The 25,401-nt window shown below is 58.6% G+C and carries 20 protein-coding genes, 2 tRNA genes and 2 pseudogenes; 4 read left to right on the plus strand and 20 right to left on the minus strand.

What is annotated here, in order from left to right; all coding sequences use genetic code 11:
* Positions 1–98: 98 nt before the first annotated feature.
* The 7 genes from dnaB to rnr all read right to left on the minus strand — a co-directional run bounded on the left by dnaB (position 99) and on the right by rnr (position 7,432).
* Positions 99–1,493: a replicative DNA helicase gene (gene dnaB, locus GYN01_RS14335; protein WP_048364432.1), complete on the minus strand. Its 1,395-nt coding sequence runs from the start codon at positions 1,491–1,493 to the stop codon at positions 99–101.
* A 123-nt stretch (positions 1,494–1,616) separates the two neighbouring features.
* Complete coding sequence (gene rplI / locus GYN01_RS14340) at positions 1,617–2,063, minus strand: 50S ribosomal protein L9 (RefSeq protein ID WP_003439047.1); 447 nt, start codon at positions 2,061–2,063, stop codon at positions 1,617–1,619.
* Positions 2,064–2,082: 19 nt separating this feature from the next.
* Positions 2,083–2,979 (minus strand): YybS family protein, encoded by an 897-nt coding sequence (locus tag GYN01_RS14345; RefSeq protein WP_048364433.1) that lies wholly within the window; start codon positions 2,977–2,979, stop codon positions 2,083–2,085.
* A gap of 36 nt (positions 2,980–3,015) precedes the next feature.
* The gene (gene rpsR / locus GYN01_RS14350) at positions 3,016–3,246 is read right to left on the minus strand and encodes a 30S ribosomal protein S18 (RefSeq protein ID WP_003171373.1); all 231 of its coding nucleotides are present in this window, start codon (positions 3,244–3,246) and stop codon (positions 3,016–3,018) included.
* Between the two features lie 28 nt (positions 3,247–3,274).
* Positions 3,275–3,700 (minus strand): 30S ribosomal protein S6, encoded by a 426-nt coding sequence (gene rpsF, locus GYN01_RS14355; RefSeq protein ID WP_003439045.1) that lies wholly within the window; start codon positions 3,698–3,700, stop codon positions 3,275–3,277.
* 301 nt (positions 3,701–4,001) lie between these two features.
* Positions 4,002–4,769, minus strand: coding sequence for a 23S rRNA (guanosine(2251)-2'-O)-methyltransferase RlmB (gene rlmB / locus GYN01_RS14360; protein WP_048400491.1), 768 nt, complete (start codon positions 4,767–4,769; stop codon positions 4,002–4,004).
* A complete protein-coding gene (gene rnr / locus GYN01_RS14365; protein WP_048364435.1) occupies positions 4,766–7,432 on the minus strand; it encodes a ribonuclease R in 2,667 nt (888 codons plus the stop codon). Before rnr ends, rlmB begins: the two co-directional genes overlap by 4 nt.
* A gap of 224 nt (positions 7,433–7,656) precedes the next feature.
* Between rnr and GYN01_RS14370 the strand changes: the two genes are divergently transcribed.
* The 4 genes from GYN01_RS14370 (at position 7,657) to GYN01_RS14385 (ending at position 10,947) form a co-directional block, all read left to right on the plus strand.
* A tRNA-Leu gene (locus tag GYN01_RS14370) sits at positions 7,657–7,743 on the plus strand.
* Between the two features lie 166 nt (positions 7,744–7,909).
* Positions 7,910–7,996, plus strand: a tRNA-Leu gene (locus GYN01_RS14375).
* A gap of 372 nt (positions 7,997–8,368) precedes the next feature.
* Positions 8,369–9,394 carry an iron ABC transporter substrate-binding protein gene (locus tag GYN01_RS14380; RefSeq protein ID WP_203307345.1) on the plus strand — a complete coding sequence of 342 codons (1,026 nt, stop codon included), beginning with the start codon at positions 8,369–8,371 and terminating at the stop codon, positions 9,392–9,394.
* Complete coding sequence (locus GYN01_RS14385) at positions 9,394–10,947, plus strand: ABC transporter permease (protein WP_048400495.1); 1,554 nt, start codon at positions 9,394–9,396, stop codon at positions 10,945–10,947. The genes GYN01_RS14380 and GYN01_RS14385 overlap by 1 nt, the downstream gene beginning before the upstream one ends.
* Before the next feature lie 59 nt (positions 10,948–11,006).
* Here GYN01_RS14385 and GYN01_RS22700 read toward each other — a convergent pair.
* The 13 genes and pseudogenes from GYN01_RS22700 to GYN01_RS14445 form a co-directional block, all read right to left on the minus strand.
* A pseudogene (locus GYN01_RS22700) lies at positions 11,007–11,513 on the minus strand (methyl-accepting chemotaxis protein); the annotation flags it as partial.
* Between the two features lie 399 nt (positions 11,514–11,912).
* Positions 11,913–12,941: pseudogene (locus GYN01_RS22705) on the minus strand (methyl-accepting chemotaxis protein); the annotation flags it as partial.
* 139 nt (positions 12,942–13,080) lie between these two features.
* Positions 13,081–14,370 (minus strand): adenylosuccinate synthase, encoded by a 1,290-nt coding sequence (locus tag GYN01_RS14395; protein WP_048364439.1) that lies wholly within the window; start codon positions 14,368–14,370, stop codon positions 13,081–13,083.
* Positions 14,371–14,424: 54 nt separating this feature from the next.
* The gene (locus GYN01_RS14400) at positions 14,425–15,612 is read right to left on the minus strand and encodes an ATP phosphoribosyltransferase regulatory subunit (RefSeq protein WP_048400498.1); all 1,188 of its coding nucleotides are present in this window, start codon (positions 15,610–15,612) and stop codon (positions 14,425–14,427) included.
* A 324-nt stretch (positions 15,613–15,936) separates the two neighbouring features.
* Positions 15,937–16,809 carry a protease modulator HflC gene (hflC, locus tag GYN01_RS14405; RefSeq protein ID WP_048364441.1) on the minus strand — a complete coding sequence of 291 codons (873 nt, stop codon included), beginning with the start codon at positions 16,807–16,809 and terminating at the stop codon, positions 15,937–15,939.
* Complete coding sequence (hflK, locus tag GYN01_RS14410) at positions 16,809–17,990, minus strand: FtsH protease activity modulator HflK (protein WP_048364442.1); 1,182 nt, start codon at positions 17,988–17,990, stop codon at positions 16,809–16,811. Before hflK ends, hflC begins: the two co-directional genes overlap by 1 nt.
* A gap of 96 nt (positions 17,991–18,086) precedes the next feature.
* Positions 18,087–19,388 (minus strand): ribosome rescue GTPase HflX, encoded by a 1,302-nt coding sequence (hflX, locus tag GYN01_RS14415; protein ID WP_048400500.1) that lies wholly within the window; start codon positions 19,386–19,388, stop codon positions 18,087–18,089.
* 12 nt (positions 19,389–19,400) lie between these two features.
* Positions 19,401–19,661 (minus strand): RNA chaperone Hfq, encoded by a 261-nt coding sequence (hfq, locus tag GYN01_RS14420; RefSeq protein ID WP_047273123.1) that lies wholly within the window; start codon positions 19,659–19,661, stop codon positions 19,401–19,403.
* 90 nt (positions 19,662–19,751) lie between these two features.
* On the minus strand, positions 19,752–20,732 hold the full coding sequence (gene miaA / locus GYN01_RS14425) for a tRNA (adenosine(37)-N6)-dimethylallyltransferase MiaA (protein ID WP_048364444.1): 981 nt from the start codon (positions 20,730–20,732) through the stop codon (positions 19,752–19,754).
* Complete coding sequence (mutL, locus tag GYN01_RS14430; protein WP_048364445.1) at positions 20,732–22,645, minus strand: DNA mismatch repair endonuclease MutL; 1,914 nt, start codon at positions 22,643–22,645, stop codon at positions 20,732–20,734. The genes miaA and mutL overlap by 1 nt, the downstream gene beginning before the upstream one ends.
* Entirely contained in the window at positions 22,642–24,066 is a 1,425-nt protein-coding gene (locus GYN01_RS14435) for an N-acetylmuramoyl-L-alanine amidase (protein ID WP_203303091.1), read from the minus strand. The genes mutL and GYN01_RS14435 overlap by 4 nt, the downstream gene beginning before the upstream one ends.
* A gap of 2 nt (positions 24,067–24,068) precedes the next feature.
* Positions 24,069–24,539: a tRNA (adenosine(37)-N6)-threonylcarbamoyltransferase complex ATPase subunit type 1 TsaE gene (tsaE, locus tag GYN01_RS14440; RefSeq protein ID WP_048364446.1), complete on the minus strand. Its 471-nt coding sequence runs from the start codon at positions 24,537–24,539 to the stop codon at positions 24,069–24,071.
* Positions 24,527–25,387: an NAD(P)H-hydrate dehydratase gene (locus GYN01_RS14445; protein ID WP_203307346.1), complete on the minus strand. Its 861-nt coding sequence runs from the start codon at positions 25,385–25,387 to the stop codon at positions 24,527–24,529. The genes tsaE and GYN01_RS14445 overlap by 13 nt, the downstream gene beginning before the upstream one ends.
* Positions 25,388–25,401: the final 14 nt, after the last annotated feature.

The following is a 25,401-nucleotide window of genomic DNA, read 5'->3' on the forward strand; positions in this document are numbered from 1 at the left end:
AGCGGTTGAGGTCAAGACGAGGGAGGACGCAGGAAGAGGTGATGAGCAGCGCGGGCAGCAGGCTTTACCCACATGCCCAACGCCTGCGCCACTACCGATTAGTCATCGTCGAAGTTGTAACTGCCCGGCGCAAGGTTTTCGAAGCGCGTGTACTTGCCGATAAACGCCAGCCGCGTGGTGCCAATCGGCCCGTTACGCTGCTTGCCGATGATGATTTCGGCAATGCCTTTGTGCTCGGTCTCGGGGTGGTACACCTCGTCGCGGTACACGAACATGATGACGTCGGCATCCTGCTCGATGGCGCCGGATTCACGCAAGTCGGAGTTGATCGGGCGCTTGTTGGGGCGCTGCTCCAGGGAGCGGTTGAGCTGTGACAACGCCACAACCGGGCAGTTGAATTCTTTGGCCAACGCCTTGAGCGATCGCGAAATCTCGGAAATTTCATTGGTTCGGTTATCACCGCCCGAACCTGGAATCTGCATCAATTGCAGGTAGTCGATCATGATCAGGCCGATGTCGCCATGTTCACGCACCAGGCGGCGGGTGCGCGCACGCATTTCCGAGGGACTGATGCCCGCCGTGTCATCAATAAACAGCTTGCGGTCGTTGAGCAGATTGACCGCCGAGGTCAGGCGCGGCCAATCATCGTCCTCAAGACGACCCGCACGGACCTTGGTCTGGTCAATACGCCCCAGGGACGACAGCATACGCATGATCAGCGACTCACCTGGCATCTCAAGCGAGTAAACCAGTACCGCTTTTTCGCTGCGCAATACGGCGTTTTCGACCAGGTTCATCGCAAAAGTGGTTTTACCCATCGACGGACGGCCCGCCACGATGATCAAGTCCGACGGCTGCAAGCCACTGGTCATGCCATCAAGATCGGTGTAACCGGTGGACAAGCCGGTAATGGCGTTGTCGGTGTTGAACAAGGTGTCGATACGGTCGATGGCCTTGGTCAACAGATCGTTGACACTGACCGGGCCGCCGGTTTTTGGCCGGGCCTCGGCAATGGCAAAGATCTGGCGCTCGGCCTCATCGAGGATTTCTTCGGCGCTGCGGCCTTCAGGGTTGAAAGCGCTGTCGGCGATCTCGGTACTGATGCCGATCAACTGCCGCAAGGTCGCCCGCTGGCGGACGATCTGCGCGTAGGCCTTGATGTTGGCGACCGACGGCGTGTTTTTAGCCAGCTCGCCCAGGTAGCCAAGCCCACCGACTTGCGAGGTCTGACCTTCCTTGTCCAATTGCTCGGCAAGGGTCACGACGTCGATCGGCGAGTTCTGGTCCGCCAGTTTGGCGATGGCCCGAAAGATCAGGCGGTGGTCATGTCGATAAAAGTCACCGTCCGACACCTGATCCAGCACGCGTTCCCAGGCGTTGTTGTCCAGCATCAAACCACCGAGCACGGCCTGTTCGGCCTCGATGGAATGCGGTGGCACCTTCAAGGATGCGGTTTGCAGGTCGTATTGCTCAGGAGCGGAGATATCGTTCATGGCCACGTGTAATTTGGGGGGTGAAAATCAACGTCTGTAGAAAGACAAAGGGCACGACCTGTAAACAGGATCGTGCCCGATGTTAACCGTCTGACACACAAGGTGCCAGTCAGTTAAGACTGCTTAAGCAGCTACCACAACAACGCGTACGGTTGCTTCAACTTCGGCGTGCAGGTGCACAGCCACGTCGAATTCGCCAACGTTGCGGATAGTGCCGTTCGGCAGACGAACTTCGCTTTTTGCAACTTCAACGCCAGAGGCGGTCAGTGCATCAGCGATGTCGTGAGTGCCGATCGAACCGAACAGCTTGCCTTCGTCACCGGCAGTGGCAGTGATAGTCACTTCCAGCTCAGCCAGTTGGGCAGCGCGTGTTTCAGCCGAAGCTTTCTTGTCTGCTGCTGCTTGTTCCAGCTCAGCACGACGCTCTTCAAACGCAGCCAGGTTGGCAGCGGTTGCAGCGGTAGCTTTGCCGTATGGCAGCAGGTAGTTACGACCGTAACCGGCCTTAACATTTACTTTGTCGCCCAGGTTGCCCAGGTTCGCGACTTTTTCCAGAAGGATCAGTTGCATGTGAAAATCCTCTTAACTTTTAACCTTCACCGTTCGCAGAGTCTTTATCGACGTCTTTCGGCGCCAAACGTCCGCGAAAATCAATCAGGCTGTCGACAATGGCCAAAACCACGAGCAACGGATAGATCAGCTGCATGAACAGCAACAGCGTGACGTACAACCCCACCAGCCAAAACTTGCCCAGTCGCTTTTGCGCCACCAGCCCATGAATCAGGGCCAGCCCGGCGAAGAACAACGCTACGCTGCACAACGGCGTAAGCATGGCCATTTGCGGACCGAAGTTCGGTCCGACAAGCATGCACGCCAGCAACAGTAACGCTGGACCCAGCGGTAGGCGGATGCTGCGAAATTCGCTGGCAAAACCGCCCGGGTTATACAACAACGCTTGCCAATAACGCCCAAGCATCAGGCTCAGCACGCTGACGACCTGCATCAAAGCTGCAATCAAACCGGTCAGGACGGGTGCAATCAGTGCTCCAAGGCGCGCTCGCTCCACGTCAGATAACGTGTCGTAGAGACCATTGAGGACCTGCGGCAGAAGTTTTTCCAACTCCTGCGCCATCGCACCAATGGGTTCGCGGAAAACCGTGCCCAGGATAACGCCATACACACCACCCAATGCCACGCTGACCAGCAGCACGCGATGCCAGGGCTGACCGGCGCGCAAAAACAACGCCAGCCCCAGAGTTCCCAACAACACCATCAAGGTGCGAGGTTCTCCGATAAACCACCAGACCAAGGCCGGCAGTAACGCCCATGAGAGGATGCTCAAGGCATCTCTCGGACCGCGCCGCAGGAGCACAAGGCTTCCCGCAGCAGCACTCAACCAGAACAAAAACGGCAATGCCGCACATCCGGCCACGACTAGCGTGGCCTGCACACGGCCTCGCATGATGAACTCAGCTAAGGCGCGCATGCTTTCAATCCTTTACTACGTGTCGACTGCCCGGTCTCAGCGGCCGTGGCTGTCGGTGTAGGCCAGCAGGGCCAGGAAGCGGGCGCGCTTGATAGCGGTGGCCAGCTGACGCTGATAACGAGCTTTAGTACCGGTGATGCGGCTTGGAACAATTTTGCCGGTCTCGGATACGTAAGCTTTCAGAGTGTTGAGATCTTTGTAATCGATCTCTTTCACTTCTTCTGCTGTGAAGCGGCAGAATTTACGACGACGGAAGAAACGTGCCATGTAATTGGCTCCTCAAAAGGTCCGTGGATTACTCGTCAGCGTTATCGCTGGCGTCGCTGTTATCGCTGTCATCGCCATCGGCGCTGTCAGAATGCTCAGGACGGTCACGACGCTCACGGCGCTCACTGCGGTTCTCTTCAGCCTTGAGCATCTCGGACTGGCCAGTTACGGCTTCGTCGCGACGGATGACCAGGTTACGGATCACAGCATCGTTGTAACGGAAGTTGTCTTCCAGCTCAGCCAAAGCCTTGCCAGTGCACTCAACGTTCAGCATCACGTAGTGAGCCTTGTGAACATTGTTGATTGCGTAGGCCAGTTGACGACGGCCCCAATCTTCCAGACGGTGGATTTTGCCGCCGTCTTCTTCGATCAGCTTGGTGTAACGCTCTACCATGCCGCCGACTTGTTCGCTTTGATCCGGGTGGACCAAAAAGATGATTTCGTAATGACGCATGAATGCTCCTTACGGGTTGTAGCCTGCCGCTAACTAAAAAGCGGTCAGACAAGGAGTGAATGACACTTGTGTGTCTTGCCTAGAGAGGCACATATGCGCCCGCCATGACGGCAAGGGGCGCAATTGTAGAGAAGGCACAAGAGAGGCGCAAGGCAATTGGTGATTATTTGAACAATCTTGCCTTGCCAATACCCGTAGCCCCTGCCGAAGGCTGCGATAAGGCCGAAGGTCTTCGGCCCAGACCCTCAAGCCGAGCGCTTCGCACTCGGTCGCAGCCTTCGGCAGCGGCTACAGGTTTTGCTTATTTCTTTTTCGCTGGAGCCTTGGCTTTGACGCTGCGCTGACGCAGGGCTTCGAACAGGCAAACGCCCGTCGCTACCGAAACGTTCAGGCTGCTGACACTGCCAGCCATCGGCAGGCGCACCAGGTAGTCGCAATGCTCGCGGGTCAGGCGACGCATGCCTTTGCCTTCTGCACCCATGATCAGGATGGTCGGGCCGGTCATGTCTTGCTCATACAGCTCTTGCTCGGCCTCGCCCGCTGTACCAACGATCCACAACCCGCGCTGCTGAAGCTTTTTCAGTGTGGCCGCGAGGTTAGTGACAGCCACCAAAGGGATAACTTCAGCCGCGCCGCATGCCACTTTTCGCACAGTCGGGGTCAATGTCGCGGATTTGTCTTTCGGCACGATGACCGCCAGCGCACCGGCAGCATCTGCCGTACGCAAGCAAGCACCCAGGTTGTGCGGGTCGGTCACGCCGTCCAGCACCAAAATCAGCGGCGCACCTTCGGTACGGTCGAGCAATTCGTTGAGCATCGCCTCGCCCCACACCTGGCTGGGGCTTACGTCCGCCACAACACCTTGGTGCACGCCTTCAACCCAAACGTCCATTTCCCGACGTTCGGCGTTGCCCACTGGCACCCGGCTCTCATCGGCCAGCGTAATCAGGGTCTGTACGCGAGGGTCGCTACGACCCTCGGCCAGCCATACCTGCTTGACGCGCTTGGGGTGATGACGAAGCAACGCTTCTACAGCGTGAATGCCGTAGATTTTTTCCAACTGACTCATGACTTAGCCTTAGGTTTGCGCGACCCGCCGCTTTTGGCGGCAGGCGCTGCGCCCGATTTTGGCGGGCCTTTACGATGTTTGCTCGGCTTGGAAGGCTTGCCCGCGTCTTTAGCGGGTGCTGCCCTCCCCGACTTTCCCGGCGCCGATGTCCGACCGCCGCTTTTCGATTCGGCCAGCAACGCCTGTTTCAATTCACGACTCTTGCGCAGCTCGGCATTTTTGGCCGCTGCATCGCCAGGGCGATAGGCATCATCGGTATTTTTGCTGGTTTTGGCGGGCGCCCGACGAGGCGCCTTTGCCGATTCAGCAGGCTTGTCTGTGTCGTAGCCACTCGGCTTGCCAGCAGGCTTGCCGGTTTTGGCAGCCGGCTTTTCAGTGCCACGATTTTTACGACCGATTGGCGCACTGAGGGTTTTCTCAGCCATTTCGAAGTCGATTTTGCGCTCGTCAAGATCAACGCGCATCACCCGCACTTCGACGGTATCGCCCAAGCGGAAGCTGCGACCGGTGCGCTCGCCCGCCAAGCGGTGATGCACAGGATCGAAGTGGTAGTAATCGCCCGGCAAGGCCGTGACATGCACCAGACCTTCGACGTAGATGTCGGTCAATTCCACAAACAGACCAAAACCTGTCACGGCGGTGACCACACCCGGGAACGACTCGCCGACGCGGTCCTTCATGAACTCGCACTTAAGCCAGTTGGTTACGTCACGCGTGGCTTCGTCGGCACGGCGTTCACTCATCGAGCACTGTTCGCCAAGCTGCTCAAGTGCCGCTTCGTCGTACGGATAGATGCGCGCTTTCGGGATGGTCATCGCGCCAGCACGACGTACGTGCGGGGTGTCCATTTTGGAATGGATCACACTGCGAATTGCACGGTGCGTGAGCAAGTCCGGATAGCGACGGATCGGCGAAGTGAAGTGGGTATAGGCTTCGTAATTCAGGCCGAAGTGGCCCTGGTTGTCCGCGCTATAGACCGCCTGACTCAACGAACGCAGCATCACGGTCTGGATCAGGTGGAAGTCCGGACGATCCTTGATGCTGGCCAACAACGCTTGATAGTCCTTCGGCGAAGGACCGTCCTTGCCTTTGTGCAGGGTCAAGCCCAGCTCACCCAGGAAGGCACGCAGTTTTTCCAGACGCTCTGGCGGAGGGCCATCATGCACGCGGTACAGCGCAGGAATTTCGTGCTTTTTGAGGAATTCAGCCGTGGCCACGTTGGCCGCCAGCATGCACTCTTCGATCAGCTTGTGGGCATCGTTACGCGTGGTTGGGCGAATCTCAGCGATTTTGCGATCTGCCCCGAAGATGATGCGGGTTTCCTGCGTTTCAAAATCGATCGCACCACGGGTATGGCGAGCCGCCAGCAACACCTTGTACAACGAATAAAGCTGCTTGAGGTGCGGCACAACATCACCGTACTCCGCGCGCAATTGTTTGGCTTCGTTGGTTTTGGCGTGCTCAAGCATCGTGCTGACCTTGTTGTAGGTCAGACGTGCCTGCGAATGGATCACCGCTTCGTAGAACTGGTAGTCGGTCATTTCGCCGGTTTTGGAGATGGTCATCTCGCACACCATCGCCAAACGATCGACTTTCGGGTTCAGGGAACACAGGCCGTTGGACAGCTCTTCCGGCAACATCGGAATCACGCGCTCAGGGAAGTACACCGAGTTGCCACGTACCTGCGCTTCAGCATCCAGCGCCGAACCGATTTTCACGTAGCTGGAAACGTCGGCAATGGCCACGTACAGCTTCCAGCCACCCGAGAACAGGCGAAGCTTGCCCGGTTTGGCTTCACAGAACACCGCGTCATCGAAGTCGCGTGCATCTTCGCCGTCAATGGTGACGAACGGCAGATGACGCAGGTCGATGCGCTTCTCTTTGTCTTTGTCTTCAACTTCAGGCTTGAGACGACGCGCTTCTTTAACCACACCTTCTGGCCAAACGTGCGGAATGTCGTACGTGCGCAGGGCAATGTCGATTTCCATTCCCGGAGCCATGTAGTTGCCTACAACCTCAAGCACATCACCTTGCGGCTGGAAGCGCGGCGTCGGCCAGTGAGTAATCTTCACTTCAACGAACTGACCAACCTTGGCGCCCGCATTGCGGCCGGGTGTCACCAACACTTCTTGCTGAATTTTCGGGTTATCGGCCACCACAAAACCAATGCCGCCTTCTTCGAAGTAACGGCCGACGATGGTTTCGTGAGCGCGTGATACCACTTCGACAATCACGCCTTCACGGCGACCACGGCGGTCCAGCCCCGAAACACGGGCCAGCGCACGGTCACCATCAAACACCAGGCGCATCTGCGACGGGCTCATGAACAGGTCGTCACTGCCGTCATCCGGGATCAGAAAGCCGAAGCCGTCACGGTGACCACTGATGCGGCCGAGAATCAGGTCGAGCTTATCCACCGGTGCATAAGTGCCACGGCGGGTGTAAATCAATTGTGCATCGCGCTCCATCGCTCGCAAGCGACGGCGCAGGGCTTCGATCTGGTCTTCCGTGGTAAGACCAAACTCTTCTACCAACTGCTCGCGAGCGGCTGGCGAGCCACGCTCGGCCAGATGCTGAAGGATCAGCTCGCGGCTAGGGATAGGGTTTTCGTATTTTTCCGCTTCACGTGCGGCCTCGGGATCGAGGGTCTGCCAATCGGCCATTAGATAGTTTTCACCTTGTCTATATGCGGGTTAGTTTGGCATACGCGTATTGAAACGGGAAATTTCGGACTCACTCAGAGCCTTAATAGTCCTTTCTGACGCGCTTTGCCGCTGTTGTCCCACCGTTCGCGAAATATTTTGGATATTTTTATTCACAACGCTTTACAGGTCAAAGGGTCATCCGTATAGTGCGCGCCATCGACAACGGCAACGTTGAAGATGCTGCCCAGATGGTGAAATTGGTAGACACGCCAGCTTCAGGTGCTGGTGATCGCAAGGTCGTGGAAGTTCGAGTCTTCTTCTGGGCACCAATTTAGAGATGCAGATTAGTACAATCTTCAGCCTCACACAAAAACCCGCGAAAGCGGGTTTTTGCATTCTAAGCCCCTGATTTAATAAAACTAAAACAGGGGGTTTACAGATTTAAAAGCGCTCCGTATAGTGCGCGACATCAACAGCGGCAACGTTGCTGATACTGCCCAGATGGTGAAATTGGTAGACACGCCAGCTTCAGGTGCTGGTGACCGCAAGGTCGTGGAAGTTCGAGTCTTCTTCTGGGCACCAATTCAGGTTTACAGCTTCACGCTGTGAACCACTCAAAAAGCCCGCGAAAGCGGGCTTTTTAGTTTCTGTCATTCAGCCCCCTCGACATCGTGTTTGATGATCCATCTCAATCGCACTAATGTCCGGCCATCATCAGATCGCTCATGCGCACTCCTGCAAACCTGCTCCCGAGCACCAGTGAACGCCTGAAAGCACTGAACATGGACAAGGATGAACTGCGGGCCTTGCGCAATTTTCTGGACACAGGTTGAAGGAGGCGGCATCACAGTTGGTCGCGTTTGCGCAATTGGACGCTGGGTCAAGCGCACTTGAGAAACAATATCGTTTATTATTGTTACAAGTTTTGTAGTACCCAAGCGAGGAACCCAGCGAATGATGCTCCGAAATACCCAGCTTGCGACATTCCTACTGCGCGGCCTGTCCATCGCCGCTCTTGGTCTGACATTGACCGCACCTACCACCTACGCCGCAGACAAAGTTTCCCTGACGCTGTACAACGGCCAGCACAAGGAAGTCGGCGATAACCTCGCCGCAGCCTTCGAAGCCAAGACCGGCATTCACGTCAATGTGCGCAAAGGCAGCAGCAACCAATTGGCCAGCCAGATCATGGAAGAAGGTGATCGCTCGCCCGCCGACGTGTTCTACGCCGAAGAATCCCCGCCATTGAATAACCTGGGTGAACAGGGTTTTCTGGCCAAGGCCGATGACGCCACGTTACAAGCCCTGCCCAAAGAGTACGTCGCGACCAATGGCACGTGGATTGGCGTCACGGCGCGCACCCGCGTCGTGGCCTTCAACCCGAAAAAGATTGATGAAAAAGACCTGCCTAAATCGGTGATGGATTTCGCTGATCCTGAATGGCAAGGCAAAATCGGCTTCGTGCCCACCAGCGGCGCGTTCCAGGAACAAGCCGTGGCCATCATCAAGCTGCACGGCCGTGAAGCCGCTGAAGAATGGCTGACTGGCCTGCGGGCATTCGGCAAGACCTACACCAACAACATGGTTGCGCTCAAAGCCGTGGAAAACGGCGAAGTGGCGGCGGTACTGGTCAACAACTACTACTGGTTCGCTTTGCAGCGCGAGAAAGGGCAACTGGATTCCAAGCTGCATTACTTCACCGATGGCGATGCGGGCGGCTTGATCACCGTGTCCAGCGCCGGCGTGCTCAAGGCCAGCAAACACCCAAAAGAAGCCCAGCAACTGCTGGCGTACATGGCCAGCGAAGAAGGTCAGCGCGTGATCACCAACACCACCGCTGAATACCCGATGCGCAAAGGCATGGTCTCGGAGCGCGGCCTCAAGCCGTTCGAGGAGCTGCAACCACCGAAAGTGACACCGGCTGACTTGGGCAATGCCGAAGAAGCGCTGGACCTCGAACGCGACGTTGGCTTGCTCTGATGCTGTCGGTCGCCCAACCTGCCCGCTTCACCCTCAAACGCAAACGGCCTTCGATCTGGCTGCTGCTGCCCGTCCTGTTGCTGGTGGGTTTAAGCCTGTTGCCGTTGCTGTATGTCGGCACCAAAGCGTGGCAGGCCGGGTGGGCGCAAGCGGTGCACATGTTGTGGCGCCCTTATGTGTTCGACCTGATGCGCAACACCTTGCTACTGATGGTCGGCGTGACCGTGGTGTGCGCAGTGGTCGGCCTTTCGCTGGCTTGGTTGCTGGAACGCAGCAACCTGGCAGGACGACGCTTGTGGGGGGTGATTTTGTGCCTGCCTTTTGCCGTTCCGGCATTCGTCAGCAGCTTCACCTGGGTGTCGCTCAGTTCAAGCTTTGAAGGTCTGGGCGGCGCGATTCTGGTGATGAGCCTGTCCAAGTACCCGCTGATTTTCCTGCCGGTGGCGGCAACCTTGCGCAACCTCGACCCGGCGCTTGAAGAGTCGGCCCGAACCCTGGGCCAGAACCGCTGGGGGGTGTTTTTCAGAATCACCTTACCGCTGCTCTGGCCGTCGCTGCTGGCAGGTTCGCTGCTGATTGCCCTGCACATGCTGGTCGAGTTCGGCGCGCTGTCGATCATCGGCCTGCAAACCTTCACCACGGCTATTTATCAACAGTTTGAGCTGGAGTTCAGCAACGCCAATGCGGCCATGCTGTCCGCCGTTTTGCTGGTGATGTGTTTGACGCTGTTGTGGCTGGAACTCAAAGTGCGCGGCAAGGGCCGTCACGTGCGTATTGGCCAGGGCGCGGCGCGGCATGCCGGGCAGGTTAACCTGGGCACATTGGCACTGGCCGGCCAGTTGTATTGCCTGGCGCTGGCGATTGTGGGCAGCGGCATCCCGCTGGGGATGCTGGTGTACTGGCTGATCAAAGGCAGCTCTGCGGCGTTCCCCGTTGCACAAATCGGTGAGGCATTGCTCTCCTCGGTGTCGCTGGCGCTGGGGGGGGCTGCGTTGTGCCTGGTGCTGGCGGTGCCGGTCGGGTTGCTGGTGGTGCGTTACAAAGGCCAATTGGCGATCTGGGCCGAACGCTTGCCGTATCTGCTGCACGCTTTGCCGGGACTGGTGATTGCCCTTGCACTGGTGTATTTCGCGCTGCACTGGGTGCCTGCGCTGTATCAGACCTCGGCGCTGTTGCTGATCGCTTACGCCTTGTTATTTTTGCCACTGGCGCAGGCACCGATCCGCACCGCACTGAACAAGGCCGCGCCACAGCTTGAAGAAGCTGCGCGTACGCTGGGCGCTTCTTCGTTCTCGGCGTTTTGCCGGGTGACGTTGCCCATCATCTTTCCTGCGTTGGGTGCGGCGTTTGCACTGGTGTTCCTTGATGCGATGAAGGAGCTGACCGCGACCCTGCTGCTCAGTCCGACCGGGCTTAATACGCTGGCGACACAAGTGTGGTCGCACACCTCCAACATTGAGTTTGCAGCGGCGGCACCGTATGCGGCGCTGTTGATTCTAGTGTCGGGGTTGCCGGTGTATTTGCTGACTACGCGGATGTATTTGAGTCGATGAAACGCCCTTCACCCCGCCCCTCTGCCGCTGGGAAAGGGGTGGAGTGAAGGCTTTGGGTTTCAGGCCCTGAATTGCCCCAGGCTCGCTTTAAGTTGCGCAGCCAATCCGTCCAGCACTTTGCCACTGGCCGTGGTTTCATTCACCGCCTGCGCAGCACGCTCAGCCTGTGCATGAATTATTTCTACACGCCCACGCACCGCCTGCGCACCTTGCGCTTGATGCGCTGCGGCACGGGTCGCATCACCAATGGCCGCGTGTACTTTTTCCACGGACGCCTGCACGCTTTTCTGCAGTTTCACGCTGCCACGCAACACGTCCAGCCCTTCCGTGGCTTGACGCCCCGCCAGGCCGATAGCCGTCACGGCCTCTTTCGCACCTTGCTGCAACGCCACAATGTGCGCCTGAATATCCCCGGTTGAGCGTTGGGTCTTACTCGCCAACGCCCGCACTTCATCGGCGACCACCGCAAAACCACGACCGCTTTCCCCCGCTCGTGCCGCTTCAATCGCCGCGTTAAGCGCCAGCAGGTTGGTTTGCTCGGCAATGCCGTGAATCACGGTCAACACCACTTCGATCTGCTCACTTTGCTGCGCCAGGCGCTCAATCACTTTGGCGCCCGCGCCCACCTGCCCCGCCAGCGCCTCAATCAGCCCGCCCACTTGCGCGGAGGTGCGTGTGTTTTCATCAGTGGCCTGACGAATATCCAACACTTGTTTAAGCGCCGCCTGCATCGCCTGACTCTCAGACTGCGCCGCATCAGCCATCGTTGATAACGCCTCAAGGCTTTGCGCCACTTCATCACGCTGCAATTGTGCAGCGGCATCGGCCCCGGCATTGCGCAGGGTCATGGCACCAATCTCGACTCCGGTACGCTGCGCCACATCGCCCGCCTCACGCACGATGGGCTGCAACTTGTCGACGAAACGATTGACCGCTGCCGCCATGTCGCCAATCTCATCCTTGCTGTTGAGGCCCACACGTTTGGTCAAATCGCCCTCCCCGGCCGCCAGATCGTTCAGCGCCGCGATCAACAGCAGCAATTTGTTGACCACACGCCGCCCCAGCACGACGGCCACCAGTAGCAGCACACCCAACCCCACAATCGCCAACCCCAACCCCATACGCCAGCGCAACGTGTCTGCGGCGTCGCGCACGGTAGCAGCGGTATTGGCCTGCATCTGGGCTGCCGCGGTTTGCGCCGAGGCCAAGCGGGTACGTAACGCGCCTGCGCTGTCACTGGCCGCGCCTTGCAGGCTTTCACCGACCAATTGCTCACTGCTGACAATCAGCTGCGAAAAACGATGATCAAGCGCTACCAGGTCTTGCTCAATCGAGGCGGTAGAAACGCCCATCAGCACCTTGCCAATCTCCACGCCATTGGGGCTGATGGGGGCTTCGAGGTAGTAGACGGCGGGGTCATGCCGCGCGGCATCCAGCACTTTGTCCAGCGCGCGGTCGCCTTTGCCTTTTTCCAGCAGTGCTTTGTTGATGGGATTTTCACGGTTCAGGTAGCGCGTCAGATGCTGACCCGTGGCGTCGTCGTACACCACAAACAGCACATTGGGATTGCGCTGAGCACGACGTGCGAATTCGGACAGCGTCGGCACGTCGCTGTCCCACATAGCCCGAGGCGCCACTGCCGCCAGCAGTTGCGCCATATCGTTGGCCGAGTCCATCAGGCTCTTCTCAAGCGTCGCCCGAACCTGCGCTTGCTCATCTTTTAAGCGCGGGGACAAACCCGCCGTCAACCGTTGTCGGGTACTGGTAGAAAGCCCCTCCAGACTGCCTTTCACCTCGCGTGCGGCCTGTTCAAGTTCTGCGGAGAGTTTCTGGCTGTCAGTGCCCAGGCGCGCGTCCAAATCTGCTTCTAACGCGGTGACTGTGCTCCGAGTCAGTGCAACAGCGACCAGTACCTGCACCAAAAGAGCGATACCGAGGGTAACGAACACGGGTCGCAACAGACGGCTTTGTAACAGTGAAAGAATGGCTGACATGAAGAACCCCTCTACGGCGGTGCCATTACATTGATGGCACCCTTGATGGGTTCTCTACAGCAAGGGTCGTGCCGCACACCGGGGCGGGGCAAAAATAACAAAGGGCCCCGAAGGGCCCTTTGTTTGACAGCACGACGACTTAAGCGAACGGGTGACGCAGAACGATGGTTTCGTTGCGGTCCGGACCTGTCGAGATGATATCGATCGGCGCGCCGATCAGTGCTTCTACGCGCTTGATGTAAGCACGCGCGTTTTCTGGCAGCTCTTCCAGGGTTTTGGCGCCCACGGTCGATTCAGTCCAGCCCGGCACTTCTTCATACACAGGCTGTAGGCCTACGTAGCTGTCAGCGTCGGTCGGTGCGATCTCGTTACCTTCTGCATCTTTGTAGCCAACGCAGATGTTGATGGTATCCAGACCGTCGAGTACGTCCAGCTTGGTCAGGCAGATGCCCGAGATGCTGTTCACATCGATAGCGCGACGCAGGATAACGGCATCGAACCAGCCGCAACGACGTGCGCGGCCAGTAGTGGCGCCGAACTCGTGACCTTGCTTGGCCAGGTGAGCGCCGACGTCGTCGAACAGCTCAGTCGGGAACGGACCCGAACCTACGCGCGTGGTGTAAGCCTTGGTGATGCCCAGGATGTAGTCCAGGAACATCGGGCCAACGCCCGAACCGGTCGCAACGCCACCAGCGGTGGTGTTGGAGCTGGTCACGTACGGGTAGGTGCCGTGGTCGATGTCGAGCAACGAGCCTTGAGCGCCTTCGAACATGATGTCTTTGCCAGCGCGACGCAGGTCGTGCAGCTCAGCAGTCACGTCCAGCATCAGCGGCTTGAGCAGCTCGGCGTACTCTTTGCACTCGGCCAGGGTCTTGTCGAAGTCGATGGCAGGCTCTTTGTAGTAACCGACCAGCATGAAGTTGTGGTAGTCCACCAATTCACGCAGCTTGGCTTCAAAGCGCGGCATGTTCAGCAGGTCGCCAACACGCAGGCCACGACGTGCAACCTTGTCTTCGTAAGCCGGGCCGATGCCGCGACCGGTCGTACCGATCTTCAGCTCGCCACGGGCTTTTTCACGGGCCTGGTCCAGCGCCACGTGGAACGACAGAATCAGCGGGCAAGACGGGCTGATACGCAGGCGCTCACGCACCGGTACGCCTTTCTCTTCCAGCTTGATGATTTCACGCAGCAGGGCATCGGGTGCAACCACGACGCCGTTGCCGATCAGGCATTGCACGCCTTCGCGCAACACGCCCGACGGAATCAGGTGCAATACGGTTTTTTCGCCGTCGATCACCAATGTGTGGCCAGCATTGTGGCCACCTTGGTAACGCACTACAGCGGCAGCATGTTCGGTCAGCAGATCAACGATCTTGCCTTTGCCCTCATCACCCCATTGGGTGCCCAGGACTACGACATTCTTACCCATAACACTTGTCCTCATTCGCGCAAACTTGGTGCCGGCTGTCGCCGGCAGGAAAACTCAAGAAGCCAGCGGCACTACTTGCCACAAGCCGTTCTGCTGAATCAATTGGCGGTCGCAGTCTGCCTCATGGGCGTCAACCTGCTGTTGCCCAGGCAACGCCTGAACCACACGCTGACCTTCACTGCGAAGCTGGCAAACCTGCTGCCAGAGTGCCGCATCCGTGCTGTCAGGCATCCAGATACCGCCAGACGGCAACTCGACCTGCGCCCGCCCCAGGGTCACCAGGGTTTTCAAATCGGTCGAAAAGCCGGTTGCCGGCCGGGCACGCCCGAACACAGCACCAATGTCGTCATAACGACCGCCCTGAGCGATGGAATCCCCAACGCCCGGTACAAAAACCGCAAACACCACACCTGTGTGGTAGTGATACCCACGCAACTCACCCAGGTCAAAGTACAGCGGCAACTGCGGGAAACGCACAGACAACCGCTCGGCAATTGCCAACAAGTCGTCCAGAGCAGCCAACACAGGGGCCGGAGCCTTGGCCAGACGCTCACGCGCAGCAACCAGAACGTCGTGGCCGCCACACAAATCAACCAGTGCCTGCAGCATGCCAGCCAAATCAGCCGGCAAGCCTTGGGTCAAGGCCGTTACTTCGTCGATCGCTTTGCGTTGCAGAGCGTCGAACAATTGTTGTTCTACTTCAACCGACAGGTTGGCCGCACGGGCCAACCCACGATAAATACCGACATGCCCCAGGTCCATATGGACATCCGGGACGTCAGCCAGTTGCAGCATGGCCAGCATCAGGCTGATGACTTCCACATCGCTGCTCGGGCTCGCATCGCCATACAACTCGGCACCCAACTGGATCGGGCTGCGCGAGGAAGACAAACCGCGAGGCTGTGCATGCAGCACGCTGCCGGCATAGCACAAGCGGCTTGGGCCAGCGCGCCGCAAGGTATGCGCATCAATGCGCGCCACTTGCGGCGTGATGTCTGCACGGAAACCCATCTGGCGACCCGTTTGCGGGTCAATCACCTTGAAGGTCCGCAGATCGAGGTCCTGACCAGCCCCGGTCAACAGGGATTCCAGGTATTCGATATGCGGGGTGACGACGAACTCATAGCCCCAGCTCTGGAACAGATCCAACACCTGACGGCGCGCCACTTCGATGCGAGCGGCTTCAGGTGGAAGTACTTCTTCGATGCCATCTGGCAAGAGCCAGCGGTCTACCGTTGCCATTACGCCATTCCCCTATGATCCGGGCGGCCAGCCAGCAGGCGAGCCTTGAGTAAAGCAGAACGTGGCTGCGTCTTGAACGCGCACAGCAAAAAAGCCCTAAACGAAAAGGCTCACACAGCACATTCCTCGAAAAATCTGCCGACGCTGTACCAGCCGATCGGGCAATCAAACATGCAGACGCAAAAAAGCCGGGAATTTCCCGGCTGCCGCATCATACACACGTTTTCTAAAAGGATCACCCCGCCAGGCCATTTGCCCGCCCGGCGGAGTGAATACATGCATTTGATACGCACTGTGGGAGCGAGCGAGCTCGCACCTACAGGGTTATTGCGGCTTGGACTTTTCCAGGTAACGGAAGAAGTCGCTGCTTGGGTCCAGCACCAGTACATCGCTCTTGTTCGCAAAGCTTTCGCGGTAAGCACGCAGGCTGCGATAGAACTTGTAGAACTCCTGGTCCTGGCCATAAGCCTTGGAGTAAATCGCGGCAGCTTGAGCGTCACCATCACCGCGTGCTTCTTCAGACTGACGATACGCCTCAGCCAGCAGAACACGACGTTGACGGTCGGCGTCAGCACGAATGCCTTCTGCCAGCTCGTTACCTTTGGCCCGGTGCTCGCGTGCTTCACGCTCACGCTCGGTGCTCATGCGTTCGAAAACGCTGCGGTTTACTTCTTTTGGCAAGTCGATGGCCTTGACGCGAACGTCGACCACTTCGATGCCCAGCTCTTTTTCAGCCATTTTGTTCAGCGATGCGGTGATGTCAGCCATCAACGCATCACGCTCACCCGACACTACTTCGTGCAGGGTGCGCTTACCGAACTGGTCGCGCAGGCCGGATTCCAGACGACGCGACAAACGCTCGTCAGCAATCTGCTTCATACCCGAGGTGGCGGTGTAGAAGCGCTCGGCATCTTTCACGCGCCACTTGGCGAAGGCATCAACCATCACAGCTTTCTTTTCCAGCGTCAGAAAACGCTGCGTCGGCGCATCCAGCGTCATCAGGCGGGCGTCAAACTTGCGCACCTGGTTAACGTAAGGAATTTTCACGTGCAGGCCCGGCTGGACATCCGCCTGAACCACACGGCCGAAACGCAACATGACTGCGCGTTCGGTTTGCGAAACGATGTAGAAGCTGTTCCAGGCAACCACTGCCACGACAACGCCGACAATAAGGGCGATCAGCGATTTATTGCTCATCAGCGGCTCTCCCTGGTACGCGGCTGTTGCGCCTGATCGGTGCTGACATGCGAAGCAGCATCGTTGTTAGTGCTCGCTGCGGCGGCCGAACCCGTTGCCGGGGTGCTGCCATTACGGCCTTCAATCATTTTGTCCAACGGCAGATAAAGCAGGTTGCTCTGGCCGTTTTTGTTACCGGTCACGAGTACCTTGCTGGTATTGCTGAAGACTTCTTGCAGGGTGTCCAGGTACAGACGATCACGCGTAACTTCGGGTGCTTTGCGGTACTCGGCAACCAGTTTGGTAAAGCGGTCAGCCTCACCCTTGGCACGCGAAACCACTTCATCACGGTAGCCGTTGGCATCTTCGATGATGCGCTGAGCCTGACCGCGCGCTTCCGGCACCACGCCATTGGCGTAGCTTTCTGCCTGGTTGCGGGCACGCTGCTCGTCTTCACGGGCGCGAATCACGTCGTCAAAGGCTTCCTGCACTTCACGCGGTGCAGCTGCGTTCTGTACGTTGACCTGCGTTACGGTGATACCGGTCTTGTAGGTATCGAGGAAGCGTTGCAGACGCTCCTTGATTTCTACAGCCATCTGCTCACGGCCTTCGGTCAGCACTTTGTCCATCGAGGTCGAACCCACGACGTGACGCAAGGCGCTGTCTGTAGCCTGTTGCAGACTGATTTCCGGTTGATCAACGTTGAGCACGAAGTCGCGCAGGTTGCTGATCTTGTACTGCACGGTCAGCGGCACTTCGACGATGTTTTCGTCTTCAGTCAGCATCTGGCCCTGCTTGGTGTACGCACGCTCACGCGTCACGTTCTCCATGTACTTTTTGTCGAACGGCGGGAAATAAATGTTCAGGCCCGGCCCCACAGTGTCGTAGTACTTGCCCAGGCGCAGCACAACGGCTTGCTCCTGCTCGTCGACTACATAAACCGCGCTGTACAGCCAGACGGCTGCCATGACGACCAGTACGATGCCCAGCACGCCAAAGCCGGCGCTTTTGCCGCCGCTTGAGCCGCCATCGCTACCGCCTGTACGTTTTTTCCCACCACCGAACAACCCATTCAGGCTTTCCTGCAGCTTTCGGAAGGCCTCGTCGAGATCTGGTGGTCCCTTGCGGTCGCCATTTTTAGGGCGTTTGCCACCCCAAGGATCTTGATTATTCGAGTTGCCACCCGGCTCATTCCAAGCCATAGCGCTCTCCATCTGATAAAGCAAAGACGCGCCCACGGCGCGCCGACCAATGCTACAGAATGCCTATCACAGCGGCACGACCGCTTTGCGAGGCTTTTATTGCAAAGTGTGTTCTTCGATGAACGCTGCTGGCTCCAACCCTTCGCGGCTGACCAGGCGATTAAGCTCGGCTCGCGGCAGGCGAACGTCCAACAGGCAGACCCCTTCATCGTCATGTGCTTCTTTTTGCACTGCACCCAATTCGAAGAATTGCGCACGCAGTCGAGCAAATCGCTGCGGCAAGCGCAAGGTGGCGACGAACAAATCGTTGCCCAACAACTCGGCGATGGCCTGTTCCAGCAGCTCCAGCCCTGCACCGTCACGGGCCGACAACCAGACCCGCTGCGGTTTGCCATCGGCATCACGCTGGATCTGCGGCTCAACCGCTTCAAGCAAATCGATTTTGTTGTAGACCTCAAGGATCGGCAAGTCCTGAGCGCCAATCTCGCCCAAAACCACCATCACCTGTTCGATCTGCGCCATGCGCTCCGGTTCGTGTGCATCAATCACATGCAGCAACAAGTCCGAATTGCTCGACTCTTCGAGCGTAGACCGGAAAGCCTCAACTAGCTTGTGCGGCAAGTGACGAATAAAGCCCACGGTGTCGGCCAGTACGATGGGCCCCAGGTCGGCCAGATCAAGACGGCGCAAGGTGGGGTCAAGCGTGGCGAACAATTGGTCAGCGGCGAACACTTCAGAGCCGGTGACCGCATTGAACAGCGTGGATTTCCCGGCGTTGGTATAGCCCACCAGCGACACCGTAGGAATGTCGGCGCGTTGGCGCCCTCTACGTGATTGCTCGCGTTGACTGCGGACTTTTTTCAGACGGGCCTTGATCTGGCTCATGCGCACACGCAGCAGGCGACGGTCGGTTTCGAGCTGGGTTTCACCCGGGCCACGACTACCAATGCCACCGCCTTGACGCTCAAGGTGGGTCCAGCCGCGCACAAGACGCGTGCTCATGTGGTCAAGCTGGGCCAATTCGACCTGGAGCTTGCCTTCATGGGTACGGGCGCGTTGAGCAAAGATGTCGAGAATCAGCCCGGTACGGTCAAGCACGCGACACTCGAAAACACGTTCGAGGTTTCGCTCCTGACTGGGCGTGAGGACGTGATTGAAAATCACGATGTCGACTTTCTCGGCCTTGACCAGGTCGCGTAACTCTTCGACCTTGCCAGTGCCAATCAAGTACTTGGCCGATGGCCGATGACGCGGCACGTTAAAAAACGCGACGGTCTCGGCGCCGGCCGATACAGCTAACTCCTGGAACTCCTGCGGATCTTCGCGCGCCTCAGGGTCCTGACCTTCCAAGTGAACGAGGATCGCTCGCTCACCACCACCGTGGCGCTCAAAGAACAAAGCAGACTCCTATCAAGCGTTACCTGGTTCAGCGTCTGCCTGTTCCGATTCTGCTGCGCTTGGCAGACGAATTGGACGTACAGGAACGACTGTCGAGATAGCGTGTTTGTAAACCATTTGGCTTACGGTGTTTTTCAGCAGAATCACGAACTGGTCGAAAGACTCGATAGTCCCCTGCAGCTTGATCCCGTTGACCAGGTAGATGGAAACGCCAACCTTCTCTTTACGCAAAGTATTCAAGTAAGGGTCTTGTAGCGAATGCCCTTTTGACATATGCCGCACTCCTGTAAGGATAAAAAATAGAAACAAAATGTAGAGGGTTGATGACGCCACACCCATAGGATAGACGGCATTTCTGGAGACTCAGCTCAATATGGAGACCGATCCCAGGTATTTCAAGGCTCGTGGCAGATTGTCGCAGGCCAGGCTGTCAAGCCAATGCAGGTCATCCCAACCGCGCAACCAGGTGAACTGTCGCTTGGCCAATTGGCGCGTGGCAATGATGCCGCGCTCCTTCATCTCGGCCTGTGACAGCTTGCCGTCAAGGTAGTCCCAGACTTGTCGATAGCCCACTGCACGTATAGACGGCAACCCCGCATGAAGGTCACTTCTAGTCCGCAGGGCTAGGACCTCATCAATGAACCCCTGTTCCAGCATTTGCCCGAATCTTTGTGCAATTCGCTCATGCAGTACCTGACGATTCGCCGGGGCGATGGCCAGATTCGCGACAGTATAGGGCAATTGACTGGAGCCTGAAGCCGCTGCTTTAGTAGATTGTTCAGATTGTTTCAAGCGATGGGCCGTCATGCTCAAACCGCTGACCCGATAAACCTCCAGCGCCCGCGTCAAACGCTGCGGATCGTTGGGGTGAATGCGCGCGGCCGACTCGGGATCAATCGCTGCCAACTGCTCGTGCAAGGCTTGCCAGCCCAGGCGCTGAGCCTCTTCTTCAAGCTGCGCCCGCACCTCTGGATCGGCGGCGGGCATGTCAGCCAGACCGTCAGTCAGGGCCTTGTAATACAACATGGTGCCGCCCACCAGCAGCGGAATATTGCCGCGCGCGGTGATCTCGGCCATCGCCTTGAGTGCATCGGTACGAAAGTCTGCTGCCGAATAGCTTTGAGCCGGGTCGAGAATGTCGATCAACTGGTGCGGATGTTTAGCCAAAATGTCGCGCGAGGGCTTGGCGGTGCCAATGTCCATGCCGCGATAGACCAGCGCCGAATCGACGCTGATCAGCTCACACGGCAATACCTTGCTCAGCTCAATGGCCAAGTCGGTTTTGCCGGCAGCCGTGGGACCCATCAAAAAAATGGCGGGGGGTAAAGCGTTGGAACCTGTCATCAGCGACCGCGCAAAAAGAGTTTGTCCAAGTCGTCCAGACCCATTTGGGTCCAGGTGGGACGACCATGATTGCACTGACCACTGCGCTCGGTGTTTTCCATGTCACGCAACAAGCCGTTCATTTCAGGGATCGCCAAGCGGCGGTTGGCCCGAATGGCACCGTGGCACGCCATGGTCCCAAGCAACTCGTTGAGGTGGGCCTGAATCCGGTCACTGGTGCCGTATTCCATCAGATCAGCCAGCACGTCGTGCACCAGACGCTGCGCTTCGGCCTGCTTGAGCAACGCCGGGATTTGGCGGATGGCCAGGGTTTCCGGGCCAAGGCGTTGCAACTCGAAGCCCAGGCGCTGGAACCACTCGGCGTGCTCTTCGGCACAGTCGGCTTCACGCTGACTGACCGCAATCGACTCCGGCACCAACAATGGCTGCCCGCTCAGCCCTTCACTGGCCATAGCGATTTTCAGCCGCTCGTACATGATGCGCTCGTGCGCGGCGTGCATATCAACCAGCACCAGCCCTTGGGCGTTTTCCGCAAGGATATAAATGCCCTTGAGCTGCGCCAGCGCAAAGCCTAACGGCGGGATATCACCCTGCCCGTCCGGTAGCGGCGCGGCATTGGCCTCAGGCAACGGTGCAAAGAATTCGCGGTAGGCATTGCGGGCTTCTTCGGCAGGCACGGCAGGAGCTGAAGGCTGAGGGCGATATTGATACTGATAACCCGCCCCCGCACCTGAACCGGCAACGTGCGGCGTCGGCGCGGCTTGCTGCTGTTCCAGCGCATGGGCGGCCAGGCGCATTTCGCCTTGTGGGCCAAACTCACCCGCATCCAGACCGGTCGCACGCTCGGCCCCCGGCACAGGCGCTGGGGCGGCCAACTGGTCTTCGGGGCGCACATCACCCAGCGCGCGGTGCAAGGTGCCGTACAAAAAGTCATGCACCATGCGTCCGTCACGAAAACGCACTTCGTGCTTGGTCGGGTGAACGTTGACGTCGACCACCGCAGGGTCGACTTCAAAAAACAGCACAAACGTCGGATGCCGACCGTTGAACAGCACGTCGCGGTAAGCCTGACGCACCGCATGCGCCACCAGCTTGTCGCGCACGGCACGGCCGTTCACATAGAAGTACTGCAAGTCGGCCTGGCTGCGCGAGAACGTCGGCAAGCCGACCCAACCCCACAAATGCAGGCCGTTGCGTTCAACCTCAATCGGCAGCGCCTGCTCCAAAAAGGCCGAGCCGCACACCGCCGCCACGCGCCGGGCGCGAGCGGTGTCGTCACGCGCTTCATGCAGGTTGAGGATGGTTTTGCCGTTGTGGCGCAGGTTGAACGCCACGTCGAAACGCGCCAGCGCCAAACGCTTGATCACTTCTTGCAGGTGATCGAATTCAGTTTTTTCGGTTTTGAGAAACTTGCGCCGCGCCGGGGTGTTGAAAAACAGGTCGCGCACTTCCACCGAGGTCCCGACCGGGTGTGCGGCAGGCTGAACCCTGGGCGCCATGTCGCGACCCTCAGTTTCGACCTGCCAGGCCTGATCGGCGCCACGGGTGCGCGAGGTCAGGGTCAGGCGTGCCACCGAACTGATGGAGGCCAGCGCTTCTCCGCGAAAACCGAGGCTCATCACCCGCTCAAGGTCTTCAAGATCACGGATCTTGCTGGTGGCGTGACGCGCCAGCGCGAGCGGCAAGTCGTCACTTGAGATACCGCTACCATCGTCGCGCACGCGCAACAATTTGATGCCCGCCTGCTCCACGTCGACATCAATACGCTTGGCGCCCGAGTCGAGGCTGTTTTCCAGCAACTCTTTAATCACCGAGGCCGGACGCTCAACCACTTCGCCTGCTGCAATCTGGTTAGCCAGGCGCGGGCTGAGCAGTTCAATGCGCGTATTGGCGTTCAACTCACCGTCACTCATTGCTTGGACACCAACTCACTGGCCGGAATGTTGAGGGTCTGGCCGATTTTCAACTCATCGCTTTTCAGGCTGTTGCTGGAGCGCAACGTCGCCACGCCCACTTGATAACGCACGGCAATCATGGCCAGCGTTTCACCGGGTAGCACGCGGTGTTCGCGCGCGCCCTGGGCAATTTTGCCGGTGTCGCGCAACCAGGCGATGTAAGTGCCCGGTGGCGGATTCTGCTGGAAGAACTGACGCACGCCGCTGCTGATCGAACGCGCCAGCGCCTGCTGGTGGTTGGAGGAAGCCAGTTTCGACGCTTCGTTGGCGTTAGAGATAAACCCGGTTTCGACCAGAATCGACGGGATGTCCGGCGATTTCAGCACCATAAACCCGGCTTGCTCTACGCGCTGCTTATGCAGCGGGGTGACGCGGCCGATGTTGGTCAGCACTTTTTGGCCCACGTTCAGGCTTGAGGTCAGCGACGCGGTCATCGACAGGTCGAGCAGCACACCCGCCAGCATGCGGTCCTTGTCATCGAGGCTGACGTTGCCAGCACCGCCGATCAAGTCAGAACGGTTTTCACTGTCCGCCAGCCAACGCGCTGTTTCAGAGGTTGCGCCGCGTTCAGACAACGCAAACACCGAGGCACCAAAAGCCGCCTTGGACGGTGCCGCGTCAGCGTGGATCGACACAAACAGGTCGGCGCCCTTTTTACGGGCGATTTCGGTACGACCGCGCAACGGAATAAAGTAGTCGCCTGTACGGGTCAGCTCAGCTTTAAAGCCTTTCATGCCGTTGATTTGGCGTTGCAACTCTTTGGCAATCGCCAGCACCACGTCTTTTTCACGCTGGCCCGCAGAGCCGGATGCACCGGGGTCTTCACCACCGTGGCCGGCGTCAATTACCACGACCACGCTGCGCTTGCCACTCGGGATCGGCGGCAGTTTCACATCAGGCTGCGCCGGGGTGACCGGCACCACCGGGACTTTTGCCACGTTGGTCGCGGGCAGGCTTGGCGCCAGGTCAACGCCCTGGTCATACAGGTCGACCACAAGGCGATTGCCGTACTGCGCGTTCGGCGCCAGCACAAAGCTCTTCGGGGTCACCGGTTTTTTCAGGTCGATAACCACGCGCAAATCGGTGGGCGTGCGTTGCGCAGAACGCAAGCTGGTGATCGGCGTGTTGGCCATCGGCACGTTCAACGCGCCTGCCAGGGTTGCACCGTTGATATCAATCACCAGGCGATCTGGCGACGTCAGGGTGAATACGCTGTGCTGCACGGGACCTGTGAGGTCAAACACCAAACGGGTGTTGTCCGGAGCACGCCACAAACGCACGCTTTTTACCTGGGTCGCGGCCACGGCATTGACGGCCATGACACTGAGCAACACACCCACCACACTGACTAACGCGCGAAAGCGCATACCAAACCCCATCATTATTTGTTTTCCGGTGCCAAAGCGGCACACCAAGACTCGCCACGAGAACCTTGGGGCGTCAGCTTCAGCAAACGCCCGGTGTTATGCGGGGTAATGGTAATGGTCAGGTCGGGCTTTGGCAAAAAGCCTGCACCCTTTTCGGGCCACTCGATCAGACACAGGGCGTCTTCATCAAAGTAGTCACGAATACCCATGTACTCCAGTTCTTCGGGATCGACCAAGCGGTACAGGTCGAAATGGAACGCGCGTATATCGCCAATCTCGTACGGTTCGACCAACGTGAAGGTCGGACTTTTTACCGCCCCGGTGTGCCCAAGCCCGCGAATCAAGCCGCGCGACAAGGTGGTTTTGCCCATCCCGAGGTTGCCATCCAGAAAAATCAGGCCGTGGCCTTGGGTGACGGTGGCCAAACGTGCGCCAAAGGCGGTCATTGCCTCTTCATCGGCCAGTGGCAGTGTTATTTCGTGCACGGTGCGTGTTCCTCCAACAACTGACGAATGGCTGGTATCAAATCACTGGCCGCCAGCCCACGGCCCAGAATGCCTTGTTGCTCACCGGCGCGGGCATGTAGCCACACCGCCAGGCATGCCGCATCAAACGCGCGCATGCCTTGTGCCAGCAGCGCGCCAAGCACACCCGCCAACACATCACCTAGCCCGGCGGTGGCCATCGCCGGATGCCCGTGGTTGCAGATGGCCAACTCGCCATCGACCCCGGCAATCAAACTGCCCGCCCCTTTAAGGACGCAAACAACTGAGTATTTTTTAACCAGAGCCCGCGCCGCAGCAGGGCGATCGGCCTGCACCTGCTCGGTGCTGATGCCCAGCAACCGGGCGGCTTCGCCGGGGTGCGGGGTGATTACCGAGCCGCGAGCCAACTCAAGGCCAGCGTTGGACAACAGATTCAGCGCATCGGCATCCCAAACCTGTAGGATTTTTGCCTGCGCCGCCGCAGACAACAGACTGCGGCCCCACGGAGCCTGCCCCAAACCGGGACCAACCACCAACACCGACGCGTGGGCCAACACGCCCATCAGTTGATTGGCAGACGCCACACCCAACGTCATGACTTCAGGCAAGCGGGTCAAGGCGCCAGGCACGTGCTCTGGGCGCGTGGCCAGTGACACCAGCCCGGCGCCACAGCGTAATGCGGCTTGAGCGCTCAACATGATCGAGCCGCCAAAACCCCGATCGCCGCCAATCAGCAGCACATGCCCAAACTGGCCTTTGTGAGCGTCTGGCGCACGCGCAGGCAGGCGCGCCAGTGTCTCTGCGCGCAGGACATGAGGTTCGGGTAACAGGTGTTTGGTCTGCGGCATACGTGTCGGGCTCC

The organism is Pseudomonas weihenstephanensis (assembly GCF_016812185.1).
In the GTDB taxonomy this organism is placed as follows: Bacteria; Pseudomonadota; Gammaproteobacteria; order Pseudomonadales; family Pseudomonadaceae; genus Aquipseudomonas; species Aquipseudomonas weihenstephanensis.